Annotated in this window: 19 protein-coding genes; 5 read left to right on the top strand and 14 right to left on the bottom strand. The window is 50.6% G+C overall.

Features of this window, described 5'->3' with window-relative positions:
* Positions 1 to 144 precede the first annotated feature (144 nt).
* From WBJ53_RS04020 to WBJ53_RS03985, 8 genes are all read right to left on the bottom strand, one after another.
* On the bottom strand, positions 145 to 648 hold the full coding sequence (locus WBJ53_RS04020) for a Rieske (2Fe-2S) protein (RefSeq protein WP_338874767.1): 504 nt from the start codon (positions 646 to 648) through the stop codon (positions 145 to 147).
* 8 nt (positions 649 to 656) lie between these two features.
* Positions 657 to 1,457, bottom strand: a complete 801-nt coding sequence (locus WBJ53_RS04015) for a hypothetical protein (protein ID WP_338874766.1) — start codon at positions 1,455 to 1,457, stop codon at positions 657 to 659.
* Positions 1,458 to 1,698: 241 nt separating this feature from the next.
* Positions 1,699 to 2,205, bottom strand: coding sequence for a hypothetical protein (locus WBJ53_RS04010; protein ID WP_338874765.1), 507 nt, complete (start codon positions 2,203 to 2,205; stop codon positions 1,699 to 1,701).
* A gap of 94 nt (positions 2,206 to 2,299) precedes the next feature.
* A complete protein-coding gene (locus WBJ53_RS04005; RefSeq protein ID WP_338874763.1) occupies positions 2,300 to 2,848 on the bottom strand; it encodes a hypothetical protein in 549 nt (182 codons plus the stop codon).
* Between the two features lie 39 nt (positions 2,849 to 2,887).
* Positions 2,888 to 4,276 (bottom strand): nucleotide pyrophosphatase/phosphodiesterase family protein, encoded by a 1,389-nt coding sequence (locus tag WBJ53_RS04000; RefSeq protein WP_338874762.1) that lies wholly within the window; start codon positions 4,274 to 4,276, stop codon positions 2,888 to 2,890.
* Between the two features lie 8 nt (positions 4,277 to 4,284).
* Positions 4,285 to 5,511, bottom strand: a complete 1,227-nt coding sequence (eboE, locus tag WBJ53_RS03995; RefSeq protein WP_338874761.1) for a metabolite traffic protein EboE — start codon at positions 5,509 to 5,511, stop codon at positions 4,285 to 4,287.
* Positions 5,508 to 6,671: a 3-dehydroquinate synthase gene (locus WBJ53_RS03990; protein ID WP_338874760.1), complete on the bottom strand. Its 1,164-nt coding sequence runs from the start codon at positions 6,669 to 6,671 to the stop codon at positions 5,508 to 5,510. The genes eboE and WBJ53_RS03990 overlap by 4 nt, the downstream gene beginning before the upstream one ends.
* A gap of 357 nt (positions 6,672 to 7,028) precedes the next feature.
* Entirely contained in the window at positions 7,029 to 7,595 is a 567-nt protein-coding gene (locus WBJ53_RS03985; RefSeq protein WP_338874759.1) for a DUF4136 domain-containing protein, read from the bottom strand.
* A gap of 245 nt (positions 7,596 to 7,840) precedes the next feature.
* Here WBJ53_RS03985 and WBJ53_RS03980 point away from each other — a divergent pair, with 245 nt between their 5' ends.
* Positions 7,841 to 8,152, top strand: a complete 312-nt coding sequence (locus tag WBJ53_RS03980) for a hypothetical protein (RefSeq protein ID WP_338874758.1) — start codon at positions 7,841 to 7,843, stop codon at positions 8,150 to 8,152.
* 30 nt (positions 8,153 to 8,182) lie between these two features.
* Here the strand turns inward: WBJ53_RS03980 and WBJ53_RS03975 are convergent, their stop codons facing one another.
* Both WBJ53_RS03975 and WBJ53_RS03970 read right to left on the bottom strand, forming a co-directional pair.
* Positions 8,183 to 8,626, bottom strand: coding sequence for an SRPBCC domain-containing protein (locus WBJ53_RS03975; protein ID WP_338874757.1), 444 nt, complete (start codon positions 8,624 to 8,626; stop codon positions 8,183 to 8,185).
* Positions 8,627 to 8,738: 112 nt separating this feature from the next.
* Positions 8,739 to 10,079, bottom strand: a complete 1,341-nt coding sequence (locus tag WBJ53_RS03970; protein WP_338874756.1) for a DUF2254 domain-containing protein — start codon at positions 10,077 to 10,079, stop codon at positions 8,739 to 8,741.
* Positions 10,080 to 10,243: 164 nt separating this feature from the next.
* Here WBJ53_RS03970 and WBJ53_RS03965 point away from each other — a divergent pair, with 164 nt between their 5' ends.
* Entirely contained in the window at positions 10,244 to 12,061 is a 1,818-nt protein-coding gene (locus WBJ53_RS03965) for a glycoside hydrolase family 15 protein (RefSeq protein ID WP_338874755.1), read from the top strand.
* Positions 12,062 to 12,248: 187 nt separating this feature from the next.
* Here the strand turns inward: WBJ53_RS03965 and WBJ53_RS03960 are convergent, their stop codons facing one another.
* From WBJ53_RS03960 to WBJ53_RS03945, 4 genes are all read right to left on the bottom strand, one after another.
* Positions 12,249 to 12,923 carry a response regulator transcription factor gene (locus WBJ53_RS03960; RefSeq protein ID WP_338874754.1) on the bottom strand — a complete coding sequence of 225 codons (675 nt, stop codon included), beginning with the start codon at positions 12,921 to 12,923 and terminating at the stop codon, positions 12,249 to 12,251.
* Positions 12,924 to 12,925: 2 nt separating this feature from the next.
* Entirely contained in the window at positions 12,926 to 13,723 is a 798-nt protein-coding gene (locus WBJ53_RS03955) for a sensor histidine kinase (RefSeq protein ID WP_338874753.1), read from the bottom strand.
* Positions 13,699 to 14,349: a hypothetical protein gene (locus WBJ53_RS03950; protein WP_338874752.1), complete on the bottom strand. Its 651-nt coding sequence runs from the start codon at positions 14,347 to 14,349 to the stop codon at positions 13,699 to 13,701. Before WBJ53_RS03950 ends, WBJ53_RS03955 begins: the two co-directional genes overlap by 25 nt.
* A gap of 90 nt (positions 14,350 to 14,439) precedes the next feature.
* Positions 14,440 to 14,901: a hypothetical protein gene (locus WBJ53_RS03945; RefSeq protein ID WP_338874751.1), complete on the bottom strand. Its 462-nt coding sequence runs from the start codon at positions 14,899 to 14,901 to the stop codon at positions 14,440 to 14,442.
* 229 nt (positions 14,902 to 15,130) lie between these two features.
* Between WBJ53_RS03945 and WBJ53_RS03940 the strand changes: the two genes are divergently transcribed.
* From WBJ53_RS03940 to WBJ53_RS03930, 3 genes are all read left to right on the top strand, one after another.
* Positions 15,131 to 15,916: a hypothetical protein gene (locus tag WBJ53_RS03940; RefSeq protein WP_338874750.1), complete on the top strand. Its 786-nt coding sequence runs from the start codon at positions 15,131 to 15,133 to the stop codon at positions 15,914 to 15,916.
* A 437-nt stretch (positions 15,917 to 16,353) separates the two neighbouring features.
* The gene (locus WBJ53_RS03935) at positions 16,354 to 16,896 is read left to right on the top strand and encodes a tail fiber protein (RefSeq protein ID WP_338874749.1); all 543 of its coding nucleotides are present in this window, start codon (positions 16,354 to 16,356) and stop codon (positions 16,894 to 16,896) included.
* A 112-nt stretch (positions 16,897 to 17,008) separates the two neighbouring features.
* Positions 17,009 to 26,449 (top strand): putative Ig domain-containing protein, encoded by a 9,441-nt coding sequence (locus WBJ53_RS03930; RefSeq protein ID WP_338874748.1) that lies wholly within the window; start codon positions 17,009 to 17,011, stop codon positions 26,447 to 26,449.
* Positions 26,450 to 26,469: the final 20 nt, after the last annotated feature.

The raw sequence follows: 26,469 nt of genomic DNA, 5'->3' as shown, positions 1-26,469 counted from the left end.
CTTTGACAAAGGTCGACCTTTGTCAAAGGTTAATACTATGTAGCAGGGCTTTTTCATAAAACAGTATCACCCCCCGGAGTGGTGACATCTTAGAATAGCTACTACGATGACATGCCTACGGCATTGTTATGAAAAAGCCCTATACTACGTAGCAATAAGCAGACTTTTGCCGTCGGTACTTAACGTAACTTTATACTGCGTAAGCGCACGGCTGGCCGGAGCGCCCGTAACGGCTCCGGTAGTGCTAAACGTAGCGCCGTGGTTAGGGCAATAAATATTGTTGTTCTTAGAAACGTACTGTACCGTCGAGCCTTCGTGTGTACATATTTTCGACAGTGCAATATAGCTTCCATCCTTAATATGCGCCACCAGAATATTGCCGGTATAGGCATAGTTGCCAACCGTTGTCAATTTCGAATACGCTGCCGATGTTAAATCGAGTGTAATACCCGACGATGTAGTGCTGGAACCCGTGGTTGTGCTACCCGATGAACTGGACGAAGAAGCTGGAGCAGGATCATTACTGCCCGATTGCGTACAGGAACTTAACGTCCCGGCGCAGTAGAACGCAACCAAAGCGCTTCCCTTTAAGCCTAACTGTTTCAGAAACGTCAGTCGATCAATTGATTCGGTGGTTTTATGCATCATTTTACTAGTTAAAAGGTAAGCTTCATTGCAATTCCTGTTCCCTGAAGGCTAGGTGCCCATTCCATTCCGACCGTGCGTTGATGTTGGTTATACCGAAAAGCGGCCCGGCGAAACAGGCTATTGGCCCGATAGTTAAGCAGTAAGGCAGCAGCACCCATTATCAGGCCACTTCCGCCCAATGCAATACCCAGATCTCTACGAAAACCTCTGCGGTCGTGATCTCGGTCATTGACCGGAGTAGTATTTCCGGTCTGGGTTGTGAGTGGTCGGTTTTCTGACCGCCAGTGATCATACTGAAAGAGAAGCAGCCCGGTGCCTGTACCAATCAAGGCCGCTGATGATAAAGCTGCAACCCACGAAAACCGACGCAGTGACTGTCCGTGCCGATAAGCCAGTAAGGCATCATGATGGTTGGCCAGTTGTGTCCGTACTTCTGTGCGGGGCAACGGTTCGCCATTATCATCAACAAAATATTGCTTAAACAACCCACCCCGGTAGCGAAGGCCGGATAGCCCCGGCTGCGGCATGGGACTTAATTCGCGAGCCGTAGATTCAGGTTGTCTGGCAACGGTGTTGCCGGTTCCGAACACGTCTTTTGTCCCGTTTGCATACTTGATCAGCAACACATCATCAATGGTGATGCTATACACGGGGCCATTTGGGTTGTCCTGCCGTCGATACTTAAGCTGCGAAGGCGATACTTCCAGCACCTTTACGGACAATTCTGTTCCGTTTCGAAAAATGAGGCTATCCTGAGCATTAACGACCAACGATAGTAAGCAACTCAGGCTTAGAAGAATGATTCGCATTGTTACAGTGGTTTTAGAGCCATGACCGAACTCTTTTACCACACAATACGGAGACGGAGAACAAGGCCGTTGCCTGACTACTGAAATTTATTCGAACGTGATTGCAGCGTTTCAGTTGTCTGCCCGAGGCTTCAGCGAGCATCTAAAAAAATCGGTCATCTGCCTAGTGACAGATGACCGATTTTCAGGTAGACAAAATCATGGCGATAATCGAAATTCTCTAACCAGCTATTCTCCTTGTTTACTTTTCTTCTTTCGTACGAAGTGTAACAATCACTTTACCGTTTTCGATAAGTCGGGTTTTTAGTACTTTTTGGGCAGGTATGGCCAGCAAAAGCGTCGGCTGAACGGGCGTGACCAATGGGGTCTTATTGCGGGTTGTATCTTTTATCCGAATGTAGCGGACATTGAGTACCGAGTCTTGCACAAATACCCGGCTAATTGAAACTCTGGGCGGCTTTGTCGACGGAGGCAATACGATTCCAATGGCTGTTTCCCGCGCAAAATTTGGCACATCCGGCCGTTTCCCACCTACTTGTGCTGGTTTAAAAACCTTCTCAAACGCATCGGCCTGATCGAGAATAAACATTGTTGGTTTCCCTTTAGTAAGCGGAGCGTCGTCGCTCAGGGCATAGCCATTCAGCATTCGATATTTCAGCGTTACCTGCGCAACAACAAGCAGACTAACCAATAAACCAACAAACAGAAAGAGTACGCGTAATCGGTAATGAGAGGAAAAAAAAGACATACTTACACTATCAACTAAATACTGCTACTCTTTCTTTAACGACGATAGCCGCGTATCAGTATCCAGTCTGCGCTTTAAAGCGCTATTATCTCGGTTATGGCGTATGGGGTTCGGCAGGGTTTTCGATTTTTATCGCTGCCACATTGAAGCAGGAATTTTCGTTATCGCTCTTACATTCAAACAGATCGAAAGTTTCAATGCCTTTGTCGAGCCGTTCGAAATAGAGCACAAACTGAAGCTTTTCGTCACTTTTAATTTCCAGTGTTTCGGGCGATAAAGGGATGCCTTCGGTCTTCAGCAAAGCAAACGTCCGCTTGCCATCCAGCGAAGCTAAAACTGCTTTGGAGTTAAAGGAGATGCTGCTCGCACTATTGTAATTAAAGTACCGATCCTGCTTATCCTTCGCATACGTCATATACACTACCGTATAGGAAGCTGTCAATCGAACGTCTGTAACTTTAATATCAGGGTCCTGCGAATGCCCCAAACCGCCCTGTGGGTCAGGATAGAGCCGCGACTGAAGCGCATAGGTCGGCTGGCCGGGCTGGTAATATTCGGCACCGTCGACTGGCGCATTCACTTTCGGCAGTCGGTTCGATGTACAGGCCGAGACGAGAAAAAGGAGGACGACGAGAGCTTTCATAGAGTTAAATTACGACCTTTCGTCAGAACAACCAAGAAGTTAGCTCGTCTGTTTTTGACGCACTTCGGCCGAAAGCGTATTCCAGATCTGATCGTATACGTCTGTAGCCATCAGGGAGTTACCAACGTTTCGGCTACTCACAAATACCGGATGGTGCTCACGTGCCGTACCAATGCGCCCATGTGAGCCTTTGACGAGTGTAGCATCCAGCGAAATTACATCCATCAGGTAGCGGAAACCAAGCAGTTTACGTCCTAGCTTATAGCCTGCTCTGAGCTTTATGAATGGATTGGTCTGATCCATAAACATCTCAACCGGGTCGTAGCCGGGTTTCTGATGAATCGCCACCAGCCGGGCATAATCCGGAGCGCGGGCATCGTCGAGCCAGTAGTAGTAGGTAAACCAGCTATTGGCATCGGCCACAACAACCAGATCGCCGGAGCGTTCGTGATCGATGTGATATTGTTTCTGCTGTTCTTTGTCCAACACGAGTTCGATACCCGGTGTATTTTCCAGCATTGTCCTCACGTTATCGAACACCGACGGATCGTTGATGTAAACGTGTGCAATCTGATGGTCGGGCGTAGCAAAGGCGGGCGATGCACCGGCATCGAACATTTCAAGCCCGCGTTCTTCGCGATACCGGATCAGCCCGGCTTCGCGGAACATCCGGTTAATGTGAATGGGGTTGCTTACGTTGGTGATGCCGTACTCAGACAGCACAATAACTTCGGCTCCTTCTTTTTCGTAATACTGAATCAGGTCGCGGCAGACCTCGTCGATTTCGCGCAGATCGTTGGCAATTTTCGCAAAATCCTGCCCAAATTTTTGCAGGCAATAATCCAGATGCGGCAGATAAATCAGCGTGAGGGTGGGATGGTGCCACTTGTCGACCAGCATGGACGCATCGGCAATCCAGCGCGAACTTTTAATGGTTGTTGCTGGCCCCCAGAACTGAAACAGCGGAAATGTGCCAAGCTCTTTCTGCAATCGATCGCGCAGGTCGCCGGGGTGGGTATAGCAATCGGGAATTTTCAGGCCATCAGACGGGTATTGTGGGCGTGGGGTAGCCGAAAAATCAGCAGTCGAGTACATATTGTACCACCAGAACATTTTTGAAACCGTAAAATTCGGATCTACTTTTCGGGCACGCTCCCATATTTTTTCACCGGCGACGAGCTTATTGGACTGTTTCCAGAATTTCACTTCCGAATCGGTCCGATCATACCAGCCATTGCCAACAATACCGGTTTCGCTGGGCCATTTTCCCGTCACATACGTAGACTGTACGGACGTTGTCAGTGCCGGAAGCATCGGATCAATGGTTGCCTGATGTTTATTGGCAAACCATTGTTTCAGAAAGGGCGTGTGCTCGCCAATCAGCGAGTACGACAATCCAACAACGTCGAGTACTACAGTCTTTTGCATAAGTTTAATTAGTCTAGCTGATCGATCACCCACTTCATTTCCCGCTCAATTGAATCGACCAGATTCAGTTTCAGTTCGTCGGGCAAGACACCCCATGTATAGGTTTCAACTTCCAGTTGGTTCGTAAAGTGTCGTTCGGCCTGCAATTGCAATACCTCCCGAATATCATCCTGCGTCGATTTCAATAGGCCATAATCAGCAACAAACAGGGGGACATGGAAATGAGCCCTCCACTCGGCCTGCGCATCAGTAAAGCCCGCCAGTGCTTCGGGCAAATCCGGAAAACGCAGCAGGTCACCGGCTTGTGTCCGGGCTACAACCTGGTGCAGATAGGTAGATTCGTTAAATTGCTCAAAGGCTTTCCGAACCTGTTCTTTTCCGGCCTGGTCGTTGGGAAACTCAGCTTTTAAAGCCGCGCTCACCTGAATTTTACCAACCCGAAGGCCATATTTTTTGAGTTTATCGAGCACTTCGGCAGGGCGCTCATATCCAACCGCAAAATGGCACACGTCGTAACATAAGCGCACATGTTCGCAAATGCGGGCTTCGGCCTCTTCGTCGGTGAGGCCGAATTGAGCGGTCAGTTGTTCGATACCCATCGGCAACAGATAATCCGTAAACCAGGCAATAAACTCGTCGGCCGTTTCAATAACTCCATCGGGTTCTGGTTCCAGATCGAGGTGCATAAGTCGGTCGGTCTGTTTGCGGAGATGAATCAGTTCGGCAACGACTTCGAGAACATTCTGGGTTGTCAGCGAAAAAATGTAATCGCGGGCAGCAGGTTGCTCCCACTCGAACCAATGCCGATAGGACAGGGGCGATGTTGACACCCCACCCTGAATGGCATTGCCTAGCTCATCGACGGGTAACAGTACCGACAAAATCCGGAACAATCGTTTTGTGTACTCGACCCGTGCTTCGGTAGTCCAGTCGGGCGTATGCACCTGATCTTTCACAACCGTATTGTGGAAACCGCCGAACGGAAAGCCATTCATGGTAAACACATAGCAATCGTTTTGCGTCAGCCAGTGCTGAAAGGCAACCAGGTTTTCGGGTTGTTCGAGTTCTTCACTGGCAATATCCGACAGGCGCAGACCAATGCCGAGGGGAGCCTCGGGCGACAGTCGTTGTTTCAGCGCCGGAATTGCCTGTTGAAGTGCCGTAAAGTGATCGGTCCAGGTTTCGCCCGTATGGATATTGGTGCAGTAACCGAGGTGTCCAAGCGCTGTTTTCATACCAGTTGAACCGATTGCTCCTGTTCTTTCAATGTAGCAATGGAGCGACGCACGCGGTCGGCATCGATTTCGTGCACTTCTACTCCTTTCCCGATTCCCTGCAATAACATGATGGTAAGCTGTCCACCGAGGTGTTCACGAAATTCCGAAAGCCCTTTCAATATGCCTTCACTGTTGTTCGCATCGAGCATAGGCTGATAAAGCGAGAAACCAAGTGTACGCAGTGTAGTCAGAATCCGGGTGGTATCAGCATCGGTCAGCCAGCCAATCTGCTGCGAATACAGGCTATCCAGTGCAATACCGATGGCAACGGCTTCGCCATGACGCAACTCAAAATTGGTGAGCTGCTCCAGTTTGTGAGCGCTCCAATGGCCAAAATCCAACGGACGCGACGACCCCATTTCAAATGGGTCGCCACTGGCAATATGCTCAAGGTGCATCTGCGCACACCGGTGAACCAGATACTGCATGCTTGTCATATCGCGCGCAGCCAGTGCTTCGGCATTCGACTCAATCCAGCCAAAAAACGCAACATCTTTAATCAATGCTACTTTGATAGCTTCGGAAATACCCGACCGCCAGTCGCGGTCATCGAGCGTAGTCAGAAAATCACTGTCGTTAAATACGGCAACAGGTGGCACAAACGTACCCAGGAAGTTTTTCTTGCCCCGGTAGTTAACGCTGTTTTTAACGCCAACGCCCGAATCGTTCTGCGACAGAACGGTAGTCGGAATCCGGATATGACGAATACCGCGGTGCGAAATAGCGGCTGCAAATCCCACCATATCGAGCACCGAACCACCCCCCAGCGCTATCATATAGGAATGCCGGTCGACTCCGTATCGGTCAACGGCATCGACTAGCTGATCGACCAGAGCAGGTTCATTTTTAGAAATTTCCCCTCCTGGAATCACGATCAAATCAGGAATCAGATCAACCAGATCGGCATATTGCGCGAAATACGTTTTAATGTCGGATAGCAGGTCAGGATGGGTTGCCACAACGCCCGAATCGATCACGAACAGAATTTTTTTTCGGGTTTCGCTGGCCTGTTGGGCAAAAAAATCGGCAAGTAGCGGATTGGTTGTATTAAAAAGCTTTTCGGTAAAGAAAACGTTATACTCGAATCGAACCGAAAAGGACTGTTGCAAATGGCTCATCTCATTAGTAATTCACCCTGACTGTAAAACTCAAAATTACCCAATAAACAACAGGATTGCTACAAATGTGCCCATGAGCATCAATTATTGCTTAACCTTAGCGGACAAGTGGGTAAAAAGGGCTGTCGACCATACTCTTAAGTGCTGAGATGCGTTGGTATACTTAGTGTAGGCAGATGGTTTTCCAGTTGAGAGCTAATACCATTGGCGCAGCAGCCCTTACTATTCATACAAAGAAGCCTGCCCACCAGGCTGTCTGGTACGGAGTAGGTACTATACAGACAACATAGTGAACAGGCCCTTTGGCGACTCAACTTTTATTAACCTCCCGCAGCAAATTCTCTGAAAATCTATGACTTAGCGAGAAGAATACTGATCGGCACGATAGCCAAATTTATCGAAGATCAGATTTACCGCCTGCTTGATTTTGTTTTCCTGCCGATCGAACCCGTTATCATTGGTCAACCCTGAGGCCAGTCCACGCCAGACAACCCGCCCCGTTTTGGTATCGACCAGATTCAAAATCAACGATCCGGCTTTTACATTGAACGTGGTTTGATCTTCGGGTTCCCGTACTTCATTTGTCCCAAAGTAGGTAGTCCCGTAACCGGTATAGCCTTTAATGGTTGTTGGTTTTTCGAATACACGGAAATTAACCAGCAAATCGGGCGACTGACGCGAGAATTTATACCCACGACCGTCCATAGCAAAGCGTACGGCATTGCGAATTCGGTCTTTAAGGACCAGATCATTCAGAAAATAATAGCCTTCATCCAGTTTACTATCGACCTGCGATGTCCAGGCATACGTTTTATATTTACTGAAATCAGTGTTTAGTTTTTTGTCGGCGTCGACTGTAACATTCTGTGCTTGCGCCAGCCCTGCCATCAGTAGCAGCGCACTGACCATCATTAGTTTTTTCATATCGCGTTGAGTTTGTTTATGCGGCAAAACTCCCGCACAAGCCTGAGAACCAGCTTAAAAGCCCCTTAGAATTTTCTTAGAATGCTCTTACCATCAAGTATTTACGTAACTCTCAGCTCGTGGGCTATTGCATTTCCAGCCAGAAGCGGATCGGGTTAGGGTCCATATTCTCACAACGCCGACTTTTCCGGGCTAATTTCTGCTATTGGTCGTTTAAAGCACACATATGACTTACTCTCAATGCTATGAAAAAGGGAATGATTGGAGCTATGTTGCTGATAGCAACCAGCTTTGGAGTACGAGCGCAAGGCCACAGCGGAACGGGCAATGGCACCAATGGATCGGCCAGGCAAAATGGTACATCCGCTACCTCAACGGGTACGGTCGATTCTACGAATGGAACCTCTTATGGTATGCAAACGACAGGAGCCAACCGCAGAAGTGACATGAAACGGTCGAACGGTATGAACAAGGCATCGGACAAACGGAATCGAAAAAACCGACGTAACAACATGAGCCAGGGCGACACTACCACCAACGGCAATCCGCCCCGGTAGTAAATGACAGCAAAGCGCCCTGGTAGAAGATCAGGGCGCTTTGCTGTCATTTACTACATCTTTCAGGCCTTTCAGAATCGTATCCCATCCTTTTTCGGATCGACGATAGCGTTCTTCGGCTCCTTTACCCTGGCCAACATTATCCGTAATACGGAGAATAGTTTCGCCATTTTCATAGGACAACGTATCTGTAACAGTCGAAAAATTTGCCGGATCATCGCTATCATCCGCATTTGTCAGACTATATTTCAACAGCCGATTCGGTTCAATTTCCAGAATAATCCCGTTCATCTCGATTTTCTTAATCAGCAGTACCGTACCAATAAATCGTATTGCACTGCCAACTTCCCAGTCGGAAAACACTTCACAGTTAAAGAAATATTTTTTTGTTTTCGCCGGATTTGTCAAGGCATCCCAAACCTGCTCAGGTTCCGCGCTGATTCGTATTTCCTTCCTGACAACAAACTCGTCCATAGTGGCTGCCTGGTTTATTTCTAAAACAAATGGTAACACTATATTGCATCAACCCACCTAAGGCAATATAGTTTCCAGCGCAAACCAAACGATTATTTATCAGCAAGTTACCTTATATATTTTCGTTAAGAGTAACTTTCAACTCCTTATATAAAGGTCGTAGCTGCTGTTTTTCATAATCGGTGGCAAGCGTTTCATTAGCCAGATCCATCAACAAATCGGCCTGTTCACGCAGCACTTCACTTCGGTCGGCTTCGCAAATTGCTTTGGCAACCAAGACCAGCGCCCGCAACAACCGCCTGAACACCGCATAATTGCCTTTTGCATTGATGCGTGTCAAATCGAACATCAACCGCATGTATTTATTGAAATCGGTGGCCCGGACCAGTACCCGCAAATGTTGCCCATCGGAACGAAGACGGGCCGGAAATTCGCGCCGGGCCAGTAGCTCCCCAATAGCACCCAGATAGTCGACTGCCATGATGGCTGTGGTGGTATCGTTGATGCCGGGCGAAAGTGCTTTCAGGGCAATATCGACCAGTTGCTGAATGCCAAATCCAATATCCTGCTCAATATTGCGATGACGGCCAATACTCACATAACTTACCAGATCGTCGGGCCAATCGGCTTCGGCCGGATCGGGGCGTTCCATATCGCTGCGAACGCTAAACAACACGGTTCCTTCGCCCACAAAAGCGCCCATTGGCTCCTCAATGCGCAGCACAACCTGGTGTTTTTTCGCCCAGTTGAGCAACCCATCGGTATTGATTTGTTGCAAATAACCGACCTGATGACTCAGGACGGGCTCCCAACCAGTTTGTTCATCGGCATAGCGCAAGGCCGCTTCGGCTTTACGGGGATCGTCGATTGGTTCGCCAAAACGGTCGGGAAACATTTTTTCAATGGCGTTTGTGGTTTCATAGAAAATATGCTGAACGATGGTTCCAGTCTGAAGCGACTCGGCAATGTGATGAATAAAAAAGATGAGAGCCGCCACGCCCCCCAGCGCCAGCACCAGGCCAACCAGCACCGCCGTTGCCGGAACAAACTTCTGTTCGTCGGTGCCCCGAATTGTGCCCAAAACAACCAGGCAGTAGGTAAAAACGGCAATGAAATAACCCATTACGACCTGGTTGATCCGGTCGCGCATAAAATTTCGCAGTACCCTTGGCGAATACTGACTACTCACCTGGGTAATGGTTGCCAGCGTCAGTGAAAAAGCCAGAGCTGCCACTGTAAGCATAGAACTGGCAATGGCGGTTAGCATACCCCGTGAACCTTCGGCACCTGTGCCAAATAATAAGGGAAACTGTTTTTGCCCCTGCCAGGCCGTATGGGCGTCAAACTGGATAAGTGCGTAGGCTAATCCGAACGAACCGAAAACCAACAGAGCTGGTACAAACCAGAGCGATTCCCGTAAAAGCTGCCAATATTCACGAAGACGGGTTGTCATTATAATGTAAGTATCTTGTCTGATGTCAAACCGGAAGCGCTACAAATAGTTACAGAAAGATACCGGACGCCGGACATCAAATGCCGAACTGCTGCATTGCAGTATCTAACATTCAGCATCCAGTGACCAGTATCTAACCTCTAACATCTAATTCTGAGCATTATATGGCTTATTCCCCCATCGAAGATTATGGTATTATTGGCGATCTGAACACGGTTGCCTTAGTGAGTATGAAAGGCTCCATCGATCATTTGTGCTTTCCGCGTTTTGACTCGCCATCTGTTTTTGCCGCTCTGCTCGATGACCAGAAAGGGGGATGTTTTCAGATTTATCCGGTTTCGGAGTCGGTCAAAAACAAGCAGTTGTATTTGCCCGATACAAATGTGCTGCTCACCCGCTTCCTATCGTCGGAAGGAGTGGGCGAACTAACCGACTTTATGCCCGTCGAAAGCGAATATCCGGGCAATGCCATTATCCGGCGCATCACAACTGTGCGGGGGAAACTAACCTATCGAATGCGCTGTATACCCCGGTTTAATTATGCCCGCAGCACTCATAAAACCGAACACCATTCGCACGAACTGATTTTTCGTAGCAACGGCGACGACAAAACGGTTCTTCGTCTGGTGAGCACCGTACCCCTTACATTACAGGATGGCGATGGGTATGCCGAGTTTACCCTGGCCAGCAACGAACACGCCGATTTCTCTCTGGAGTTGGTTACCGAAACCAATACACCACTCGACAACCTCGACAAATTTGTTGAAAAGCGGCTGGAAGAAACGGTCACCTACTGGAAAAACTGGATCGATCAGTCCACCTATCGAGGGCGCTGGATGGAGGTTGTCCACCGATCGGCCCTGGTGCTGAAGCTCATGACTTCCTCCGAATATGGCGCTCCCGTAGCAGCACCTACCTTCAGCCTGCCCGAAGAAATTGGTGGAAGCCGCAACTGGGATTATCGCTATACCTGGATCAGGGATGCTTCTTTCACGGTCTACACGCTGATTCGGCTAGGCTATCTGAAAGAAGCCGGTCAGTTTATGGCCTGGGTTGAACGTCAGTGCAACGACATCAATCAGGCCGGCCTGTTGAGACTGATGTACACCATCGATGGTCAGAAAGACCTCCAGGAAATTGAGCTGTCCTCACTGAAAGGCTACAAAGGGTCTTCGCCGGTCAGGATTGGCAATGCAGCTCATAAGCAGGTTCAGCTCGATATTTATGGCGAACTACTCGACTCCATCTATCTGTACGATAAGTATGGCGAGCGTATTTCGTATAGCTTCTGGCAGGCGATTTGCCACCAGGTCGAGTGGGTTTGCGACAACTGGCAGCGTCCCGATCAGGGCATTTGGGAAGTACGGGGCGGGCAACGTGAATTTATTTACTCCCGGCTTATGTGCTGGGTAGCCATCGACCGGGCCATAAAAATTGGCAATATGCATTCCTACCCGTTACCTCCGCTATGGGTGGATGTACGCGATGACATTTTCCAGTCGATTCATCATGATTTCTGGAATGAAAAACTTCAGGCTTTTGTGCAATATAAAGGAGCCGAAACAGTCGATGCAGCCACACTGCTGATGCCGCTGGTCCGATTCATTAGCCCCAAAGATCCTCGCTGGCTTTCTACACTGAAACAGATTGAAGAACAACTCGTATCCGACTCGCTCGTTTATCGGTATCGCCCCGACTCAAAAATTGATGGCCTAAAAGGGGGAGAAGGTACTTTTTCGATGTGTACGTTCTGGTACGTCGAGTGCCTGTCGCGTTCGGGGCAATTATATAAAGCCCGGTTGTATTTTGAGAAGATGCTGGGCTATGCCAATCACCTTGGCCTTTATGCCGAACAACTGGGCTTTTGTGGCGAACATCTGGGCAATTTTCCGCAGGCATTCACGCATCTGGGCCTGATCAGTGCCGCCCTGAATCTGAACGATCAGCTCAACGACGAACGTAATCAGCAAATAGAAGATTGAATGATTGAATGATTGAATGATTGAATTGTTGAATTGTTGAATTGTTGAATTGTTGAATTGTTGAATTGTTGAATTGTTGAATGATTGAATGATTGAATTGTTGAATTGTTGAATTGTTGAATTGTTGAATTGTTGAATTACAGCGAATCATTCAACAATTCAATCATTCAATCATTCAACCAGTATGTCAGAGCAGATCGGCCGGGTCGAGTAGGCGATTCTTGATCGCGAACAACACCAATCCGGCCGTGTTGCGGGAGTTGGTTTTTTCGAGCAGGTTGGCCCGGTGCCCGTCTACCGTTCGGATACTCACGCTCAAGCGTTCGGCAATTTCGGGAGCCGTCAGTTGTTTGCAGATCAGATTCAGTACCTCAATTTCGCGGGCCGTCAGCGTAGCCGGTAAGTCGTCGGTAAGCAACCGGCGGGGCTTTTTTACGAGCATTCGGTTTTTAAGCGCCGATAGAAAGGCTTCGTTGAAATAAAAGTCGGTTTCGATCACCGCCCGAATCGCCCGTTCGACTTCGAGCGGTTCGGCGTTTTTAAATAGATACGCATTAACGCCCAAATCCATCAGATGTGTTACGAAGCGATCTTCGCCATATACTGACAGAATAATGATTTTCAGCGTCGGGTAGTCTTTATGAATAAGTTTGGTGGTTTCGACGCCATTTAGCTCCGGCATCGACAGGTCGAGCAGCACCACATCGGGCAACGGATCGACCGTTGCCAGTGCATCGAGTAGCATACGGCCATTGTCGGCTTCGAGCGTAATGGCCATTCCGTCGAAGGTATCGACAATGGCCATCATACCTTTTCGGAACAATACCTGATCGTCGGCAATAGCTACTTTAATCAGACTCATAGTTAATTTTTTACGGGAATAATAGCCGTTACGCGTAAGCCCTGCCCCGGTTGTGTATCGAACACCACCGTTCCGCGAAGCATCTGCGCACGCGTTTCAATATTTTTCAGCCCCAGGCTCCGTTTCTGGTAAGCCTGCTCATAATTAAACCCTTTACCATTGTCGGTATAGAGCAGCATTAGCCGATCATTTTGCTGACTCAGACTAAGTTGAATATCGGTAGCGTCGGCATGTTTGATGGCATTGTTGAGCAACTCCTGCACCAGCCGGTAAACAATCAGGTTGGCGCGGGCCGGGAGCACAATAGCCGGATCGACGGCCAACTCTACATTCATGTCGGCAATATCCATTGCATTCTCGCACAGTCCTTCGAGGGCATAGGTCAGTCCCAGTTCGTCGAGCCCCTGCGGTAATAAGTCGTTCGAGATACGCCGAACGCTATCCATCGTATTGTCGATAACGCCTTTGAATCGGGTAGTTAGATCGGTTGTTTCGGCGTTGGGCGGAACAATCTGCGCCAGTTGCCCTACCAGCAAGCGCATCGCCGACAGAGCGGCTCCTACTTCATCGTGAAGGTCGCGGGCCACCCGCTTTCGCTCGTCCTCTACGGCATCAAGGGTCCGGTAAACCACTTCCTGTTGATAGTTCAATTCCATTTGCTTAACGAGCAACTCCTGTTCAGAAACCCGTTTCTGGTACAGAAGTACAAAGCCAACAACACCTGCCACCAACAGCGAAAGCGCCAGCGCTCCGCCAAAAACAAGCACGTATAAATCTACCGAAGCCTCGGACTGAACCATAAACCTACGCTAATCAAGAGGTGCATCAGGACCATCAGAAACGAATGTAGTCCGAAAACCATCAATATAAGCGCTCGATTCGAATCTGTAATTACGGCATTGCTCAGAATCAGAAAAAACAGGCTTCCGGCAAAATAAAGCAGGTAACCCGTATTGATCCAGAAAACCGGATGTTTGTCGAGTCGTTTGGCCGATAGTTCCGTGAGCATCTTATAAAAACACAGCAGCGCCATGGCCATCACCAGCAGGGCTTCTAACCCGCGTGCGTAGGTATTGTACCGGTTGAGCGGCTGTAGTAACAGGCTATTCAGAACAGCAAATCCTGTGAAACCCAGCATCAAGGCTGGCACCAGCCAACGCGGATAAAACTGACCGAAAAAGCTACGGTAGAAGAGAGCAATCAGGTTAAATTCGAGAATGGTGTATACGTGTAAAATGTGCAGATTACGAATGTTTAATTCTGCCGTTATGAGCGAAACAATTTCCCCTAAAGCCGCCAGCCCCACAAACAAACCGACATACCGCAAACAACCGGTCAGGTAACGTATCCGAATGAGCGTAATTGTGATAGAAACCAGCAGGAAATAAGACCCGTTGCGGAGCATCCAGTGAAAAAAATCCTGCATAGATGTTCGTTTCTTACGAAAGCTGCCTGCTTTCTAACAGATACCCATTAGTAAACAGACAGCCTTCCAGTCATGGAGTAGATAGAAGAATTAAGAACAACGTTCATCGGCTGGGCCAATAAACAAATCACTTCCCGGATCGCAGTCGGGGGGGCAACCATGCGAGAAGTCGAATACCTGATAAGTTTCTTCTGACATTTCTTCGCCTGTGGCTACGGTCATGGTTCCGACCAGATCGACAATAAGGTCGGAATCTGGTTTATCAGGGTTTATATCTCTTTCATAAGCAGCCGATACCAGTAACAGACAGGGCCGCATTCGGCCTGCATCTTTCTCTTCTTTCCGCCCTACATACATTCGAACAAACTCGGTATCCTGCTGCGCTAACAGTTCCACAAAATCGGCCCGACGCACAACAAAAGCACGCATTTCGGTAGGGTCGAGCGGTTTGCCGGTAGGGTCAGCATCGATCCAGTTTGAAATCCAGGTTTGAGCAGTTTGGAGCGGAACGGAAAAAGGCACCCAATCGATGCTATTTGTATCAGTGGTCATTGTTGTATAATTAATTGATTGAGATAAACACAAAACAAGGCAATAAGGTAAGATCATACACCCGTAAAACTACCTGTTTTATGAAAACAGGCAGAAAAACCCGGAAGTCCCCCTATAAACTACCCATATTTGAGAATAGGCTATTATACTAATTTATAAACTGACAGAACCGTACACTTTTGCATCGATAATTTTCTCTCTTTTTACCTGTTTCTAAACAAATAACCCCATGATTCTCGATGCAGTAACCTTCTCTCCAACCGTAACGCTCCCCGATCAGGATCGCGACGGACAAGCCATTCAGTACTTTCTGGTATGGGCTTCTATTCCAGCCAACGACGACAAAGGAATCGTTATCGACAACGTGCTGGAAGGCGACGAAATTGAGGTATACAACACGGCCGGTATTGCCTCTTTCGACAAAGTGAACATGGAGCCCATAAAAGGCATTGTGGGTATCATCAACGCCGTGGCGGGTGGAGCTATCGTACTGGCCCAGCCCGAAATGGCTCCATTGGTAGCCGGTTTCACAGCCGGTGTAGAAGCCATTATTGCGGCCGTTCCAAATGAACTTGGCAATAAACGCCGTACAGCCTATGGTTTAGATCCCGGCACAGGCGACTATGCCAAAAATGAAGGTGGTTTGATTGTTTGCATGCCCGAATCGAACGGAGCTATTTATGCCACCGACAAGTATCACCTCACGGGCGACACCAAAAATGATGGCCGACTCTATAAGTATTATAGTGATGCCACGAAAGATGTGAATGCGTTTTTCCCATGCCCGGTTGTGAATGACACCAATGACCCAACTAGCCCTAACAATGGCCGCATGAGCGCAACGTCAGGAAAATCGGGCCGGGGTGCAGTCAATATCCTGGCATTCGATGAGCGGTTCGACGATAATGCTGGCTACTACAATGTGGGCATCATTATTACGCGCCACAAAAATCTCGACCAGAGTGTGCAGCTCAAGGAAGAACTGATTCGGAGCGTCCCTGGCACGATTTTCTGATTGCTGCCCTGAGAACACTATACGAGAACATATATTTCTCAACAGCTATCGTGTCTTCTTTCCCGGTTTATGTGATAGGTCGGCCATTTAACGACCGGCCTATTACGCAATCGGTGCAACAACAGCTACCCGAAAACCAATTGTGCCGAAACCGATTTACGCAGGCAATGGATGATACTAAAGTTTGTCCTCACTAGCTTGTTGACAGTGACGTTGGTACTAAATCAGCCATTTTTTAGTGAAATGAAACATATGTGGTAATCAATGAAACATATGTGGTAGCATTTGATAATAGCTCAGCCGTATTTAGCCCCTCCAATCAACGAGTCGTTTTTGCCTTGTATCTGCCCATGTCAATAGCCATCGGCTAAAGCATCAGGAACGCACTCAGCGAACCACATCACCTTCCCTTTTTAACCTTTTAACCACAACTAAGCATGGAACCCTACATTGGACAGATTCAACTCTTTGCCTTCAATTTTCCGCCTAAAAACTGGGCCTTCTGCGACGGAAGGCTCCTATCGATTGCACAAAACCAGGCACTTTTTTCGCTGATTGGTACTACCTACGGTGGAGATGGCATTACGACCTTTGCGCTGCCCGACCTGCGCGGGCGTACACCCATTGGTTTTGGACAGGGGCCAGGGCTTACTTACCGGGAAATGGGAGAAACCTCAGGTTCTGAAACAGTTACGCTCATCTCCACTCAGATGCCTATGCATAATCACCTGCTGATGGCATCGGCTCAGTCTGCTAACCAGAACTCACCCGAAAATCATTTTATGGCCGTATCGAATGGCGTCGACTCTAACTCAGAATCGCCCGTCAGCGTGAACACCTATGGCACTACTGCCAGTACCACCGCCAACCCGATGTCAATCAGCACGAGTGGAGGTAGTCAGCCGCACAACAACATGCAGCCATATCTGACCATGAACTACTGTATTGCACTGTATGGCATATTCCCTAGCCGGAGTTGATCCGTGTTTTTTTAGTTCCAACCAATAGGCAGATCTATTTATAGGAACTGCCTATTGGTTGGTTTGTTCGTTTCTACCTGACGTTTTGTAACCTTCTCTTAGCACTCTACGTATGACTTCTCTTTACTCTTTTCTCCCCTTTCTTCCGTCGCGACACCTTCACCTGTCAGCATTCAGAGTAGCAGGGTTGCTGCTCGGATTCATTTGCATCGCAACCCTAGCCAACGGGCAGTTATATTACGTATTGAATGATGGAAGTGCCTCTACCCGAAACGATCAGCTACGAAAACGAAACGCCGACGGAACAGGCGAAGCCTTCGTTATCTCTGATTTTGCCGATTCGCCTGGTTCGATGGCTATCGATAAAGCAGGCAATAAGGCTTATATAGTCGAAAATCGGGTTACCATTACGCCCCGGATTTATGCGGTAGACCTCACAGCCGCCACTTCGACAACCTTTCTAACTTCGACCAGTATTGCTACTGGTGTAGCAATCGACAAGACCAACAACTATCTGTATTATACGGCCAGCGATGGATCAGGCAGTACCTATAGTGACTATTTACGCCGGATTACTCTGAACGGTACCGGCGATGTGGCTGTTGGATCAGCATTTGCCTATTCGACTGGTAATATTGAACTCGACCTGGCAAATAATCGGATGTTTGTGGCCGAGCGCCGGTTTGGGAGTTCCCAGATTTATGCGGTTAATCTGAGTAACGGCTCCGTTTCAACTTTTCTAACGCCAACACCACCGGCATCAACGACCGTTACGGTACGCGGTATGGCCGTTGATGCGGCTAATAATTATCTGTATTATGCCGTAAACGATAACGACGGCACCCGCACCGACGATGCCTTATGGCGGATCAATCTCGATGGAACCGGCAACACGAAACTTGCTACTGGTTTTGTTTACAGTATTGGTGATATTACCCTGGATAAAGATAACAATCGGTTATACATATCCGACCTGCTCGCTACCGATCCGAAAGTAGCCTATATCAATCTCAATACGAACGCAACGGCGACCTTTCTGACGCCCTCCAATACCTCGCAGATAACGGGGCTTTCGTATTTATCGTCGTCATGCCCCACTAGTTTCATTGTGAATAACCTCGGCGACGGCACGGATGCCAATCCGGGCGATGGTGTCTGTGCCACTTCCGGCGGGGTCTGTACGTTGCGGGCAGCCATACAGGAAGCGAATGCATTGACCAGTTGCCCTGGCTCATTAAGTATCAGCTTTAGTGTAACGGGAACAATAAATACATCGTCGGCACTTCCCAACATCACCCGCGATTTAGCCATTACGGGGCCGGGGGCCAGTCAGCTTACCATTAGTGGCCAAACAAATACACACCAGCTTTTTATTATACAAGGGGACAATTTATCGAACTGGTTTTCGGGGCTAACGCTTACAAAAGGAGGGAGTGGTAGCGGTAATGGAGCAGCTATCGATGCAGGTTCAATTAGCACAACATCTGTTTCATCGCTGTCGGTGGTAGCCTGCAACCTCGATAATAACTCGGCGTCGCTGGGGCATATTTATGTCTATAAAACTAATCTGTACATTCTCAACTCAACCATCAGCAATAACTCGGCAGGCGATGGCATTGACACTGAATACGGAGGGGCAACCGGTTTTTTACTAGTCATTCAAAACTCGACCATTAGCAATAATTCGTATGCGGGTATTTATATGAATGGTAATAATACCGGTACGATAACGACTACCAACTCGACGTTTTCAGGCAACCAAATTGGTTTTTATATAGGCGTTAATTGTTCAGCCACGCTAAATTTCAAGAACAGTATTCTGGCCAATGGCACTCAATTCGATGGGTCTGGAACCAAAACCATTCTATCGCAAGGCAATAACATTTGTACGGATGCTTCGCTAACGCCTACTTCTTCGGGCGACCTGATCAATACCAATCCCCTACTATCTTCTCTAGGCAATTATGGCGGTACTACGCTGACCCATGCCCTATTACCAGGTAGTCCGGCCATCAATGCCGGGAGTAGTTCGGGCGCCCCTTCTACCGATCAGCGCGGAGTAGCGCGCGTGGGTGCTACCGACATCGGTTCGTTCGAATCGAGGGGTTTCACGATGGGTGTCACTAGTGGCAACAACCAGAGTACCGTAGTCAATACGGCCTTTGCCAATCCGCTGGTGGTATCGGTCAGCAGTAGCAATAGTGAACCCGTTGATGGAGGAGTCGTCAGTTTTGCCGCACCGGCCAGCGGAGCCAGCGCCAGCCTGTCTTCGACCGCTACAATCAGCGGTGGGCAAGCCTCCGTCAATGCCACGGCCAATGGCACAATAGGTGGGCCTTATAGCGTTACCGCTTCAGCTCAGGGAGCCAATAATTCGACCTTTTCGCTAACCAACACCATTGGAGCACCCACTATTGCCAGTTTTTCGGCAGTAGTCAGCAGCGTTTGTACGGGTAGCCCAATCAGCTTCACCGCTACCGTAGGCAACGTGACGGGTAATTATAACTATACCCTTACCAATGGCAGCAGTACGTCCGTAGCAGGGAGTACGTCCAGTACTGCCTTTAGTCAGGCACTAACAGCCAGCGGAACCGGAACACAATCGTTCTCACTGATTATCAGCGACAACAGCCAGACTACCCGAGCGGCCACCACTATAACAGTAAACAGTCTGCCTACGGCTGGCCTGACCAACAACGGCCCGCTAAGCTGCACCCTGACCAGTGTTACCCTGACCGCTACCGGTGGCACAAGCTATACCTTTGCAAACGGCAGTGGTGTGTTAGGCACACCGGGGCCGACCAACACACTAACCGTAAGCAGTCCGGGCACGTATTCGGTCACGGTGGCTAATGCCAGTGGGTGTGTTAGTAGTACCAGTACGACAGTTGCCAGCAACACCGCTACGGTAACAGTCACTAATCCAACCACAACAACGGGCGTTATAGCCACCGCTTTTAGTCAGACCTTTACCGCCAGTGGAGGCACAACACCTTACAGCTACAGTCTGGCCAGCGGTAGCCTTCCCACCGGTTTGAGTTTAAACAGCACTACAGGCGTTTTGTCGGGGACACCTACCCAGAGCGGCAGTTTTCCGATAACGGTTCGGGCTACCGATGTCAACGGTTGTTCGGGAACAGGCAGCACTTACTCGCTAAGTATAGTGTCTCCTCCAACAGTTTCTGTCCAGCCCGTTTCTCAAACCGTTTGTGAAGGCACTGTGGTTAGTCTTTCCGTAGCAGCTACCAATGCCACCAATTATCAGTGGCAATTATCATCGAACAGTTCCTTTAGCTCACCGGGAAATCTGGGTAACTCAGCTCAGTTTGATGGCGTAACAACACCTGTATTAACCGTTTCAGCAACATCGTCGGTGTCAGGTTATTATTTCCGCTGTGTTGTTTCGGGGCCGGGTGGCAGTGTCAATTCAGAAGGGGCTCAGCTCATTGTTAATCAACCTGCTTCGGCCAGTATTGTCTATTCCAGCACAACGCTTTGTAAATCCACTAATGAGACAGCATCTCCAACCATTTATGGACAGGGTGGCGGTATATTCACCAGCAGCCCCACTGGACTCTCAATAAACGCATCGGGACAGGTTTTATCCAGTTTCAGCACACCCGGCAGCTATACAGTCAGCTACACAGTAGCCGCCAGTGGTAGTTGCCCGGCAGTCGTTAGTACGTCCCCAATGACTATTGTTGATGCGCCTACGTTTGTGTATGGAGGAGGCTTCCCAAATGTCACCCAGCCCACCTGCGCCACCACAACAGGAACGATTAGTGTAAGTGCCACCGGCAATGGACCAATTGAATATTCTATCAATAATGGAGCCTCATGGCAGAGTAGTGGCCTGTTTAGCAATTTAGCGGCTAATCAATCATATACTATTCGAGCACGCTCGACTGATAATCCTAACTGTACGCGTAATTTAAGTTTTTCCATCAATGCGGCTCCTAGTCCACCCTCGGTGAGCATCAGTCCGACATCGGCTACGCTAACCTGTAGCAGCCCTATAGCAAGCTTATCTGTCATCGGCACTGGCTCTATCCACTGGAATACAGGCGCGACCAGTTCCGTTATCTCCGTCAGTACAGCAGGCACTTATTCCGTGACATTAACGACTGCTGGCAGTTGCACGGCTTCGGCTAGTGTTACTATTGATGCCGATCAGACACCCCCATCGGTGAGCATTACGCCCACAAGCACCACATTGACTTGTGCCAATCCGTCGGCTACCCTGACAGCTAATGGCACCGGTTCGGTGCTATGGTCAACGGGTGAAACCACATCCGCCATCACCGTCTCCGAAGCAGGTACCTACTCGGTGACCTTAACCAGTGGCAGCGGTTGCACCGCCACGGCCAGTGCCAGTGTGCAGGCTGACCAGACGGCTCCATCGGTGAGCATCACACCTTCGTCCACCACGCTCACTTGTGCCAACCCATCAGTTACCCTGACGGCCAACGGCACCGGTTCGGTCTTGTGGAGCACCGGTGAAACCACTTCGGCCATTACTGTCTCCGAAGCGGGCACCTACTCGGTGACCCTCACAAGTGGCAGCGGTTGTACCGCCACAGCTTCGGCATCGGTGCAGGCCGACCAGACGGCACCATCGGTGAGCATCACCCCAACCTCGACTACGCTCACTTGCGCCAATCCATCAGCCACCCTGACGGCCAATGGCACCGGTTCGGTCTTGTGGTCAACGGGTGAAACCACATCCGCCATTACCGTCTCCGAAGCGGGCACCTACTCGGTCACCCTCACAAGTGGCAGTGGTTGCACCGCCACAGCTTCGGCAACGGTGCAGGCCGACCAGACGGCACCAACCGTCAGCATTACGCCTTCGTCCACTACGCTCACTTGCTCCAACCCATCAGCCACCCTGACGGCCAATGGCACCGGTTCGGTCTTGTGGTCAACCGGTGAAACCACATCCGCCATCACCGTCTCGGCAGCGGGCACCTACTCGGTGACCCTGACTTCGGGCAGTGGTTGTACCGCAACGGCCAGTGCCAGTGTGCAGGCTGACCAGACGGCTCCAACCGTCAGCATTACGCCTTCGTCCACCACGCTCACTTGTGCCAACCCATCGGCAACGCTGACGGCTAACGGAACCGGTTCGGTATTGTGGTCAACCGGCGAAACCACATCCGCCATCACCGTCTCCGAAGCGGGCACCTACTCGGTCACCTTAACCAGTGGCAGTGGTTGCACCGCCACGGCCAGTGCCAGTGTGCAGGCCGACCAAACGGCCCCATCGGTGAGCATCACACCTTCGTCCACCACGCTCACTTGTGCCAATCCATCGGCTACCCTGACGGCCAATGGCACAGGTTCAGTCTTGTGGTCAACCGGTGAAACCACATCCGCTATCACCGTCTCCGAAGCGGGTACCTACTCGGTGACCCTCACAAGTGGCAGCGGCTGCACTGCAACGGCCAGTGCCAGTGTGCAGGCTGACCAAACCGCCCCAACCGTCAGCATTACCCCAACCTCGACTACGCTCACTTGCGCCAACCCATCGGCCACTCTGACGGCTAACGGAACCGGTTCGGTCTTGTGGTCAACCGGTGAAACCACATCCGCCATCACGGTCTCCGAAGCGGGCACCTACTCGGTCACCTTAACCAGTGGCAGTGGTTGCACCGCCACGGCCAACGCCAGTGTGCAGGCTGACCAAACGGCCCCATCGGTGAGCATTACCCCAACCTCGACTACGCTCACTTGCGCCAACCCATCGGCAACGCTGACGGCCAACGGAACCGGTTCGGTCTTGTGGAGCACCGGCGAAACCACATCCGCTATCACCGTCTCGGCAGCGGGTACCTACTCGGTGACCCTCACAAGTGGCAGCGGCTGTACCGCCACGGCTTCGGCATCGGTGCAGGCTGATCAGACAGCCCCATCGGTGAGCATTACCCCAACCTCGACTACGCTCACTTGCGCCAATCCATCAGCCACCCTGACGGCTAACGGAACCGGTTCAGTGCTGTGGAGCACCGGCGAAACCACATCCGCCATCACCGTCTCCGAAGCGGGTACCTACTCGGTCACCCTCACAAGTGGCAGCGGCTGCACTGCAACGGCTTCGGCAACAGTGCAGGCTGACCAGACGGCACCATCGGTGAGCATCACCCCAACCTCGACTACGCTCACTTGCGCCAATCCATCGGCTACCCTGACGGCCAATGGCACCGGTTCGGTCTTGTGGTCAACCGGTGAAACCACCTCCGCCATCACCGTCTCCGAAGCGGGTACCTACTCGGTCACCCTCACAAGTGGCAGCGGCTGCACTGCAACGGCCAACGCCAGTGTGCAGGCTGACCAGACAGCACCAACCGTCAGCATTACGCCTTCGTCCACCACGCTCACTTGTGCCAACCCATCGGCTACCCTGACGGCCAATGGCACCGGTTCGGTCTTGTGGTCAACAGGCGAAACCACATCCGCTATCACCGTCTCCGAAGCAGGCACCTACTCGGTGACCTTAACCAGTGGCAGTGGTTGCACCGCCACGGCCAACGCCAGTGTGCAGGCTGACCAAACCGCCCCAACCGTCAGCATCACCCCAACCTCGACTACATTGACGTGTGCCAACCCATCGGCAACGCTGACGGCCAACGGAACCGGTTCAGTGCTATGGTCAACCGGTGAAACCACCTCGGCCATCACCGTCTCCGAAGCGGGTACCTACTCGGTCACCCTGACTTCGGGCAGCGGCTGTACTGCAACGGCCAACGCCAGTGTGCAGGCTGACCAAACTGCCCCATCGGTGAGCATCACCCCTTCGTCCACCACGCTCACTTGTGCCAACCCATCAGTTACCCTGACGGCTAATGGCACCGGTTCGGTCTTGTGGTCAACCGGTGAAACCACCTCCGCCATCACCGTCTCCGAAGCAGGCACCTACTCGGTGACCCTGACTTCGGGCAGTGGTTGTACCGCCACGGCCAACGCCAGTGTGCAGGCCGACCAGACGGCACCAACCGTCAGCATTACCCCAACCTCGACTACGCTCACTTGCGCCAATCCGTCAGCCACCCTGACGGCCAATGGCACCGGTTCGGTCTTGTGGTCAACCGGTGAAACCACCTCCGCCATCACCGTCTCCGAAGCGGGTACCTACTCGGTCACTCTGACTTCGGGCAGTGGTTGTACTGCAACGGCTTCGGCTAGTGTGCAGGCCGACCAGACGGCCCCATCGGTGAGCATCACCCCAACCTCGACTACGCTCACTTGCGCTAACCCATCGGCTACCCTGACGGCCAATGGCACTGGTTCGGTCTTGTGGTCAACGGGTGAAACCACATCCGCCATCACCGTCTCCGAAGCGGGTACCTACTCGGTCACTCTGACTTCGGGCAGTGGTTGTACTGCAACGGCCAGTGCCAGTGTGCAGGCTGACCAGACGGCTCCAACCGTCAGCATTACGCCCACAAGCACCACGCTCACTTGTGCTAACCCATCGGCTACGCTGACGGCTAACGGCACCGGTTCGGTATTGTGGAGCACCGGCGAAACCACATCCGCCATCACCGTCTCGGCAGCAGGCACCTACTCGGTGACCTTAACCAGTGGCAGCGGTTGCACCGCCACGGCTTCGGCAACGGTCATTCAGGATAACAACCTGACGGCACCTGCCTTAAGCCCAAGTATGCTATCAACCACTAATCAGCCTATATCTGTAACTGCTACCGGATGCAGTGGAACCCTTAACTGGATCTCAATCGGCGGATCGGGTTCGGCGGATGGCAACCTATACACTTATTCACAACCGGGCAACTACACCCTAAGCGCTACCTGCACTGTGAATAGCTGTACAAGCCCTGCTTCGTCGCCAATTGTGTTGACCATTCAGCCAGGCGGCTTTGCTATCATCAGCGTCACAATGGTTGATTGCCAACTGGTTAACACCGACCGAGGAGAATACTATGTCACGTTTACGCCAGCTTATAGCGGATTGAATAGCAACCCGCTTACGTTCTCGGTAGTGAATGAAATGGCTCCAACAACCGACCCAGCTCCTTACACCCTCCGGTTGTACAACGACAATCCGACTATTACATTGGTAGCTAATCAGTTAGGTAATGGAACAACCCAATTTAACTATAATTGGCTGGCTTCCTGTGGGTCGGGCCATACCGACAATCATCCGCCTACGACTACAGGAATTGCCAGCCAGACAATTCTCCAAAATCAGGCGTATCAACTCGAACTGACTAATTATTTCAATGACCCCGACCAGCAACCACTTAGTTTTTCGGCAAACAATTTACCAGCAGGGTTAAGCCTGACGGGTAGCCTTATCAGCGGTACGCCTACGGTTACGGGAGTCAATTCGGTATCGGTTACGGCCGTAGACCCAGGCGGGTTAGCGGTAGGAACGTCGTTCCTGCTCACGGTAACACCGACTCCAAACACCCCGAACTTTTCGATTGTGGACGTGACTACGCTGAGTTGCGAAGCCCTATCGACCAATCAGCGTCGGCTCAGCTTTACCCCCCAGTACGGTGGTACCAATGGGTCGCCTATCAGTTTCTCGGTGGTTAACGAATTGGCACCAACCACCAACCCTGGTCCGTATACGCTGACTTTATACACCGACAATCCGGTAATTACGCTCAAGGCGACGCAGGTAGGTAGTGCAGGTGAGGCTAGTTTCAGCTACAACTGGTTAGCTGCCTGTAATGGCACTCCACCGGGCAATGTGGCTCCAATTGTATCTAATCTGATTCCGAATCAGGTAGCCACAGTCGGCCAGGCGTTCAGTTATGCCATTCCTGCCAATACCTTTACCGACAGCAATGGCGATGCACTAACGCTATCGGTGACAGGATTGCCATCAGGGCTGAATTTCAGCGGCAATACGATCAGTGGTAGCCCCTCGGCAGAAGGAACCGCTACCATAGTGGTAATAGCTACCGATCCGGGCAATTTGTCGGCCAGCACGAGTTTTATGCTGACGGTGAATCCAGAACCACCGATTTCAAGCCCCGATTTTTCAATTACGGCCGTTAGTACCGTAAGTTGTCAGGTCGTAAGTGCGGGCGAACGGGTGGTAAGTTTCAACCCGCAGTATGCAGGATTAAATGGTCAGGCTGTTACATTTTGGGTAGTGAACGAGATGCCTCCAACGACTACAGCAGGCCCTTATTCGCTGAAGCTCTACACCGACAATCCGGTAATCACGCTCAAGGCGACGCAGGTGGGTAGTACAGGTGAGGCTAGTTTCAGCTACAACTGGTTGGCTGCCTGCGCAAATGCCAGTAGCCGTATATCGGCTGAGGCTAAACCCACTATTAGCCTACAGGTATTTGGTAACCCAACCCAGGAAGAAACGGTAGACGTCGAAATAAACGGATTAAACGGCCAGGCCGTACAACTCCAAACGGTTTCTGAACAGGGGCACCTTGTAGACAAAAAAACCATTCAGCATCCATCGGCGGTTGAGCGGATTCGCCTTCGGATAGGTCCGGCGGCCGGACTATACTTACTCCAGGTCGATACAGGTCTGCAACGCCAAACAATTAAAATCATCAAGCAATAAGCTTGGATTTGTTAAAAAAT

Source organism: Spirosoma sp. SC4-14 (assembly GCF_037201965.1).
In the GTDB taxonomy this organism is placed as follows: Bacteria; Bacteroidota; Bacteroidia; order Cytophagales; family Spirosomataceae; genus Spirosoma.
Note: the sequence above shows the minus strand (reverse complement) of the source record. Positions and strands in the feature narration are given on the sequence as shown.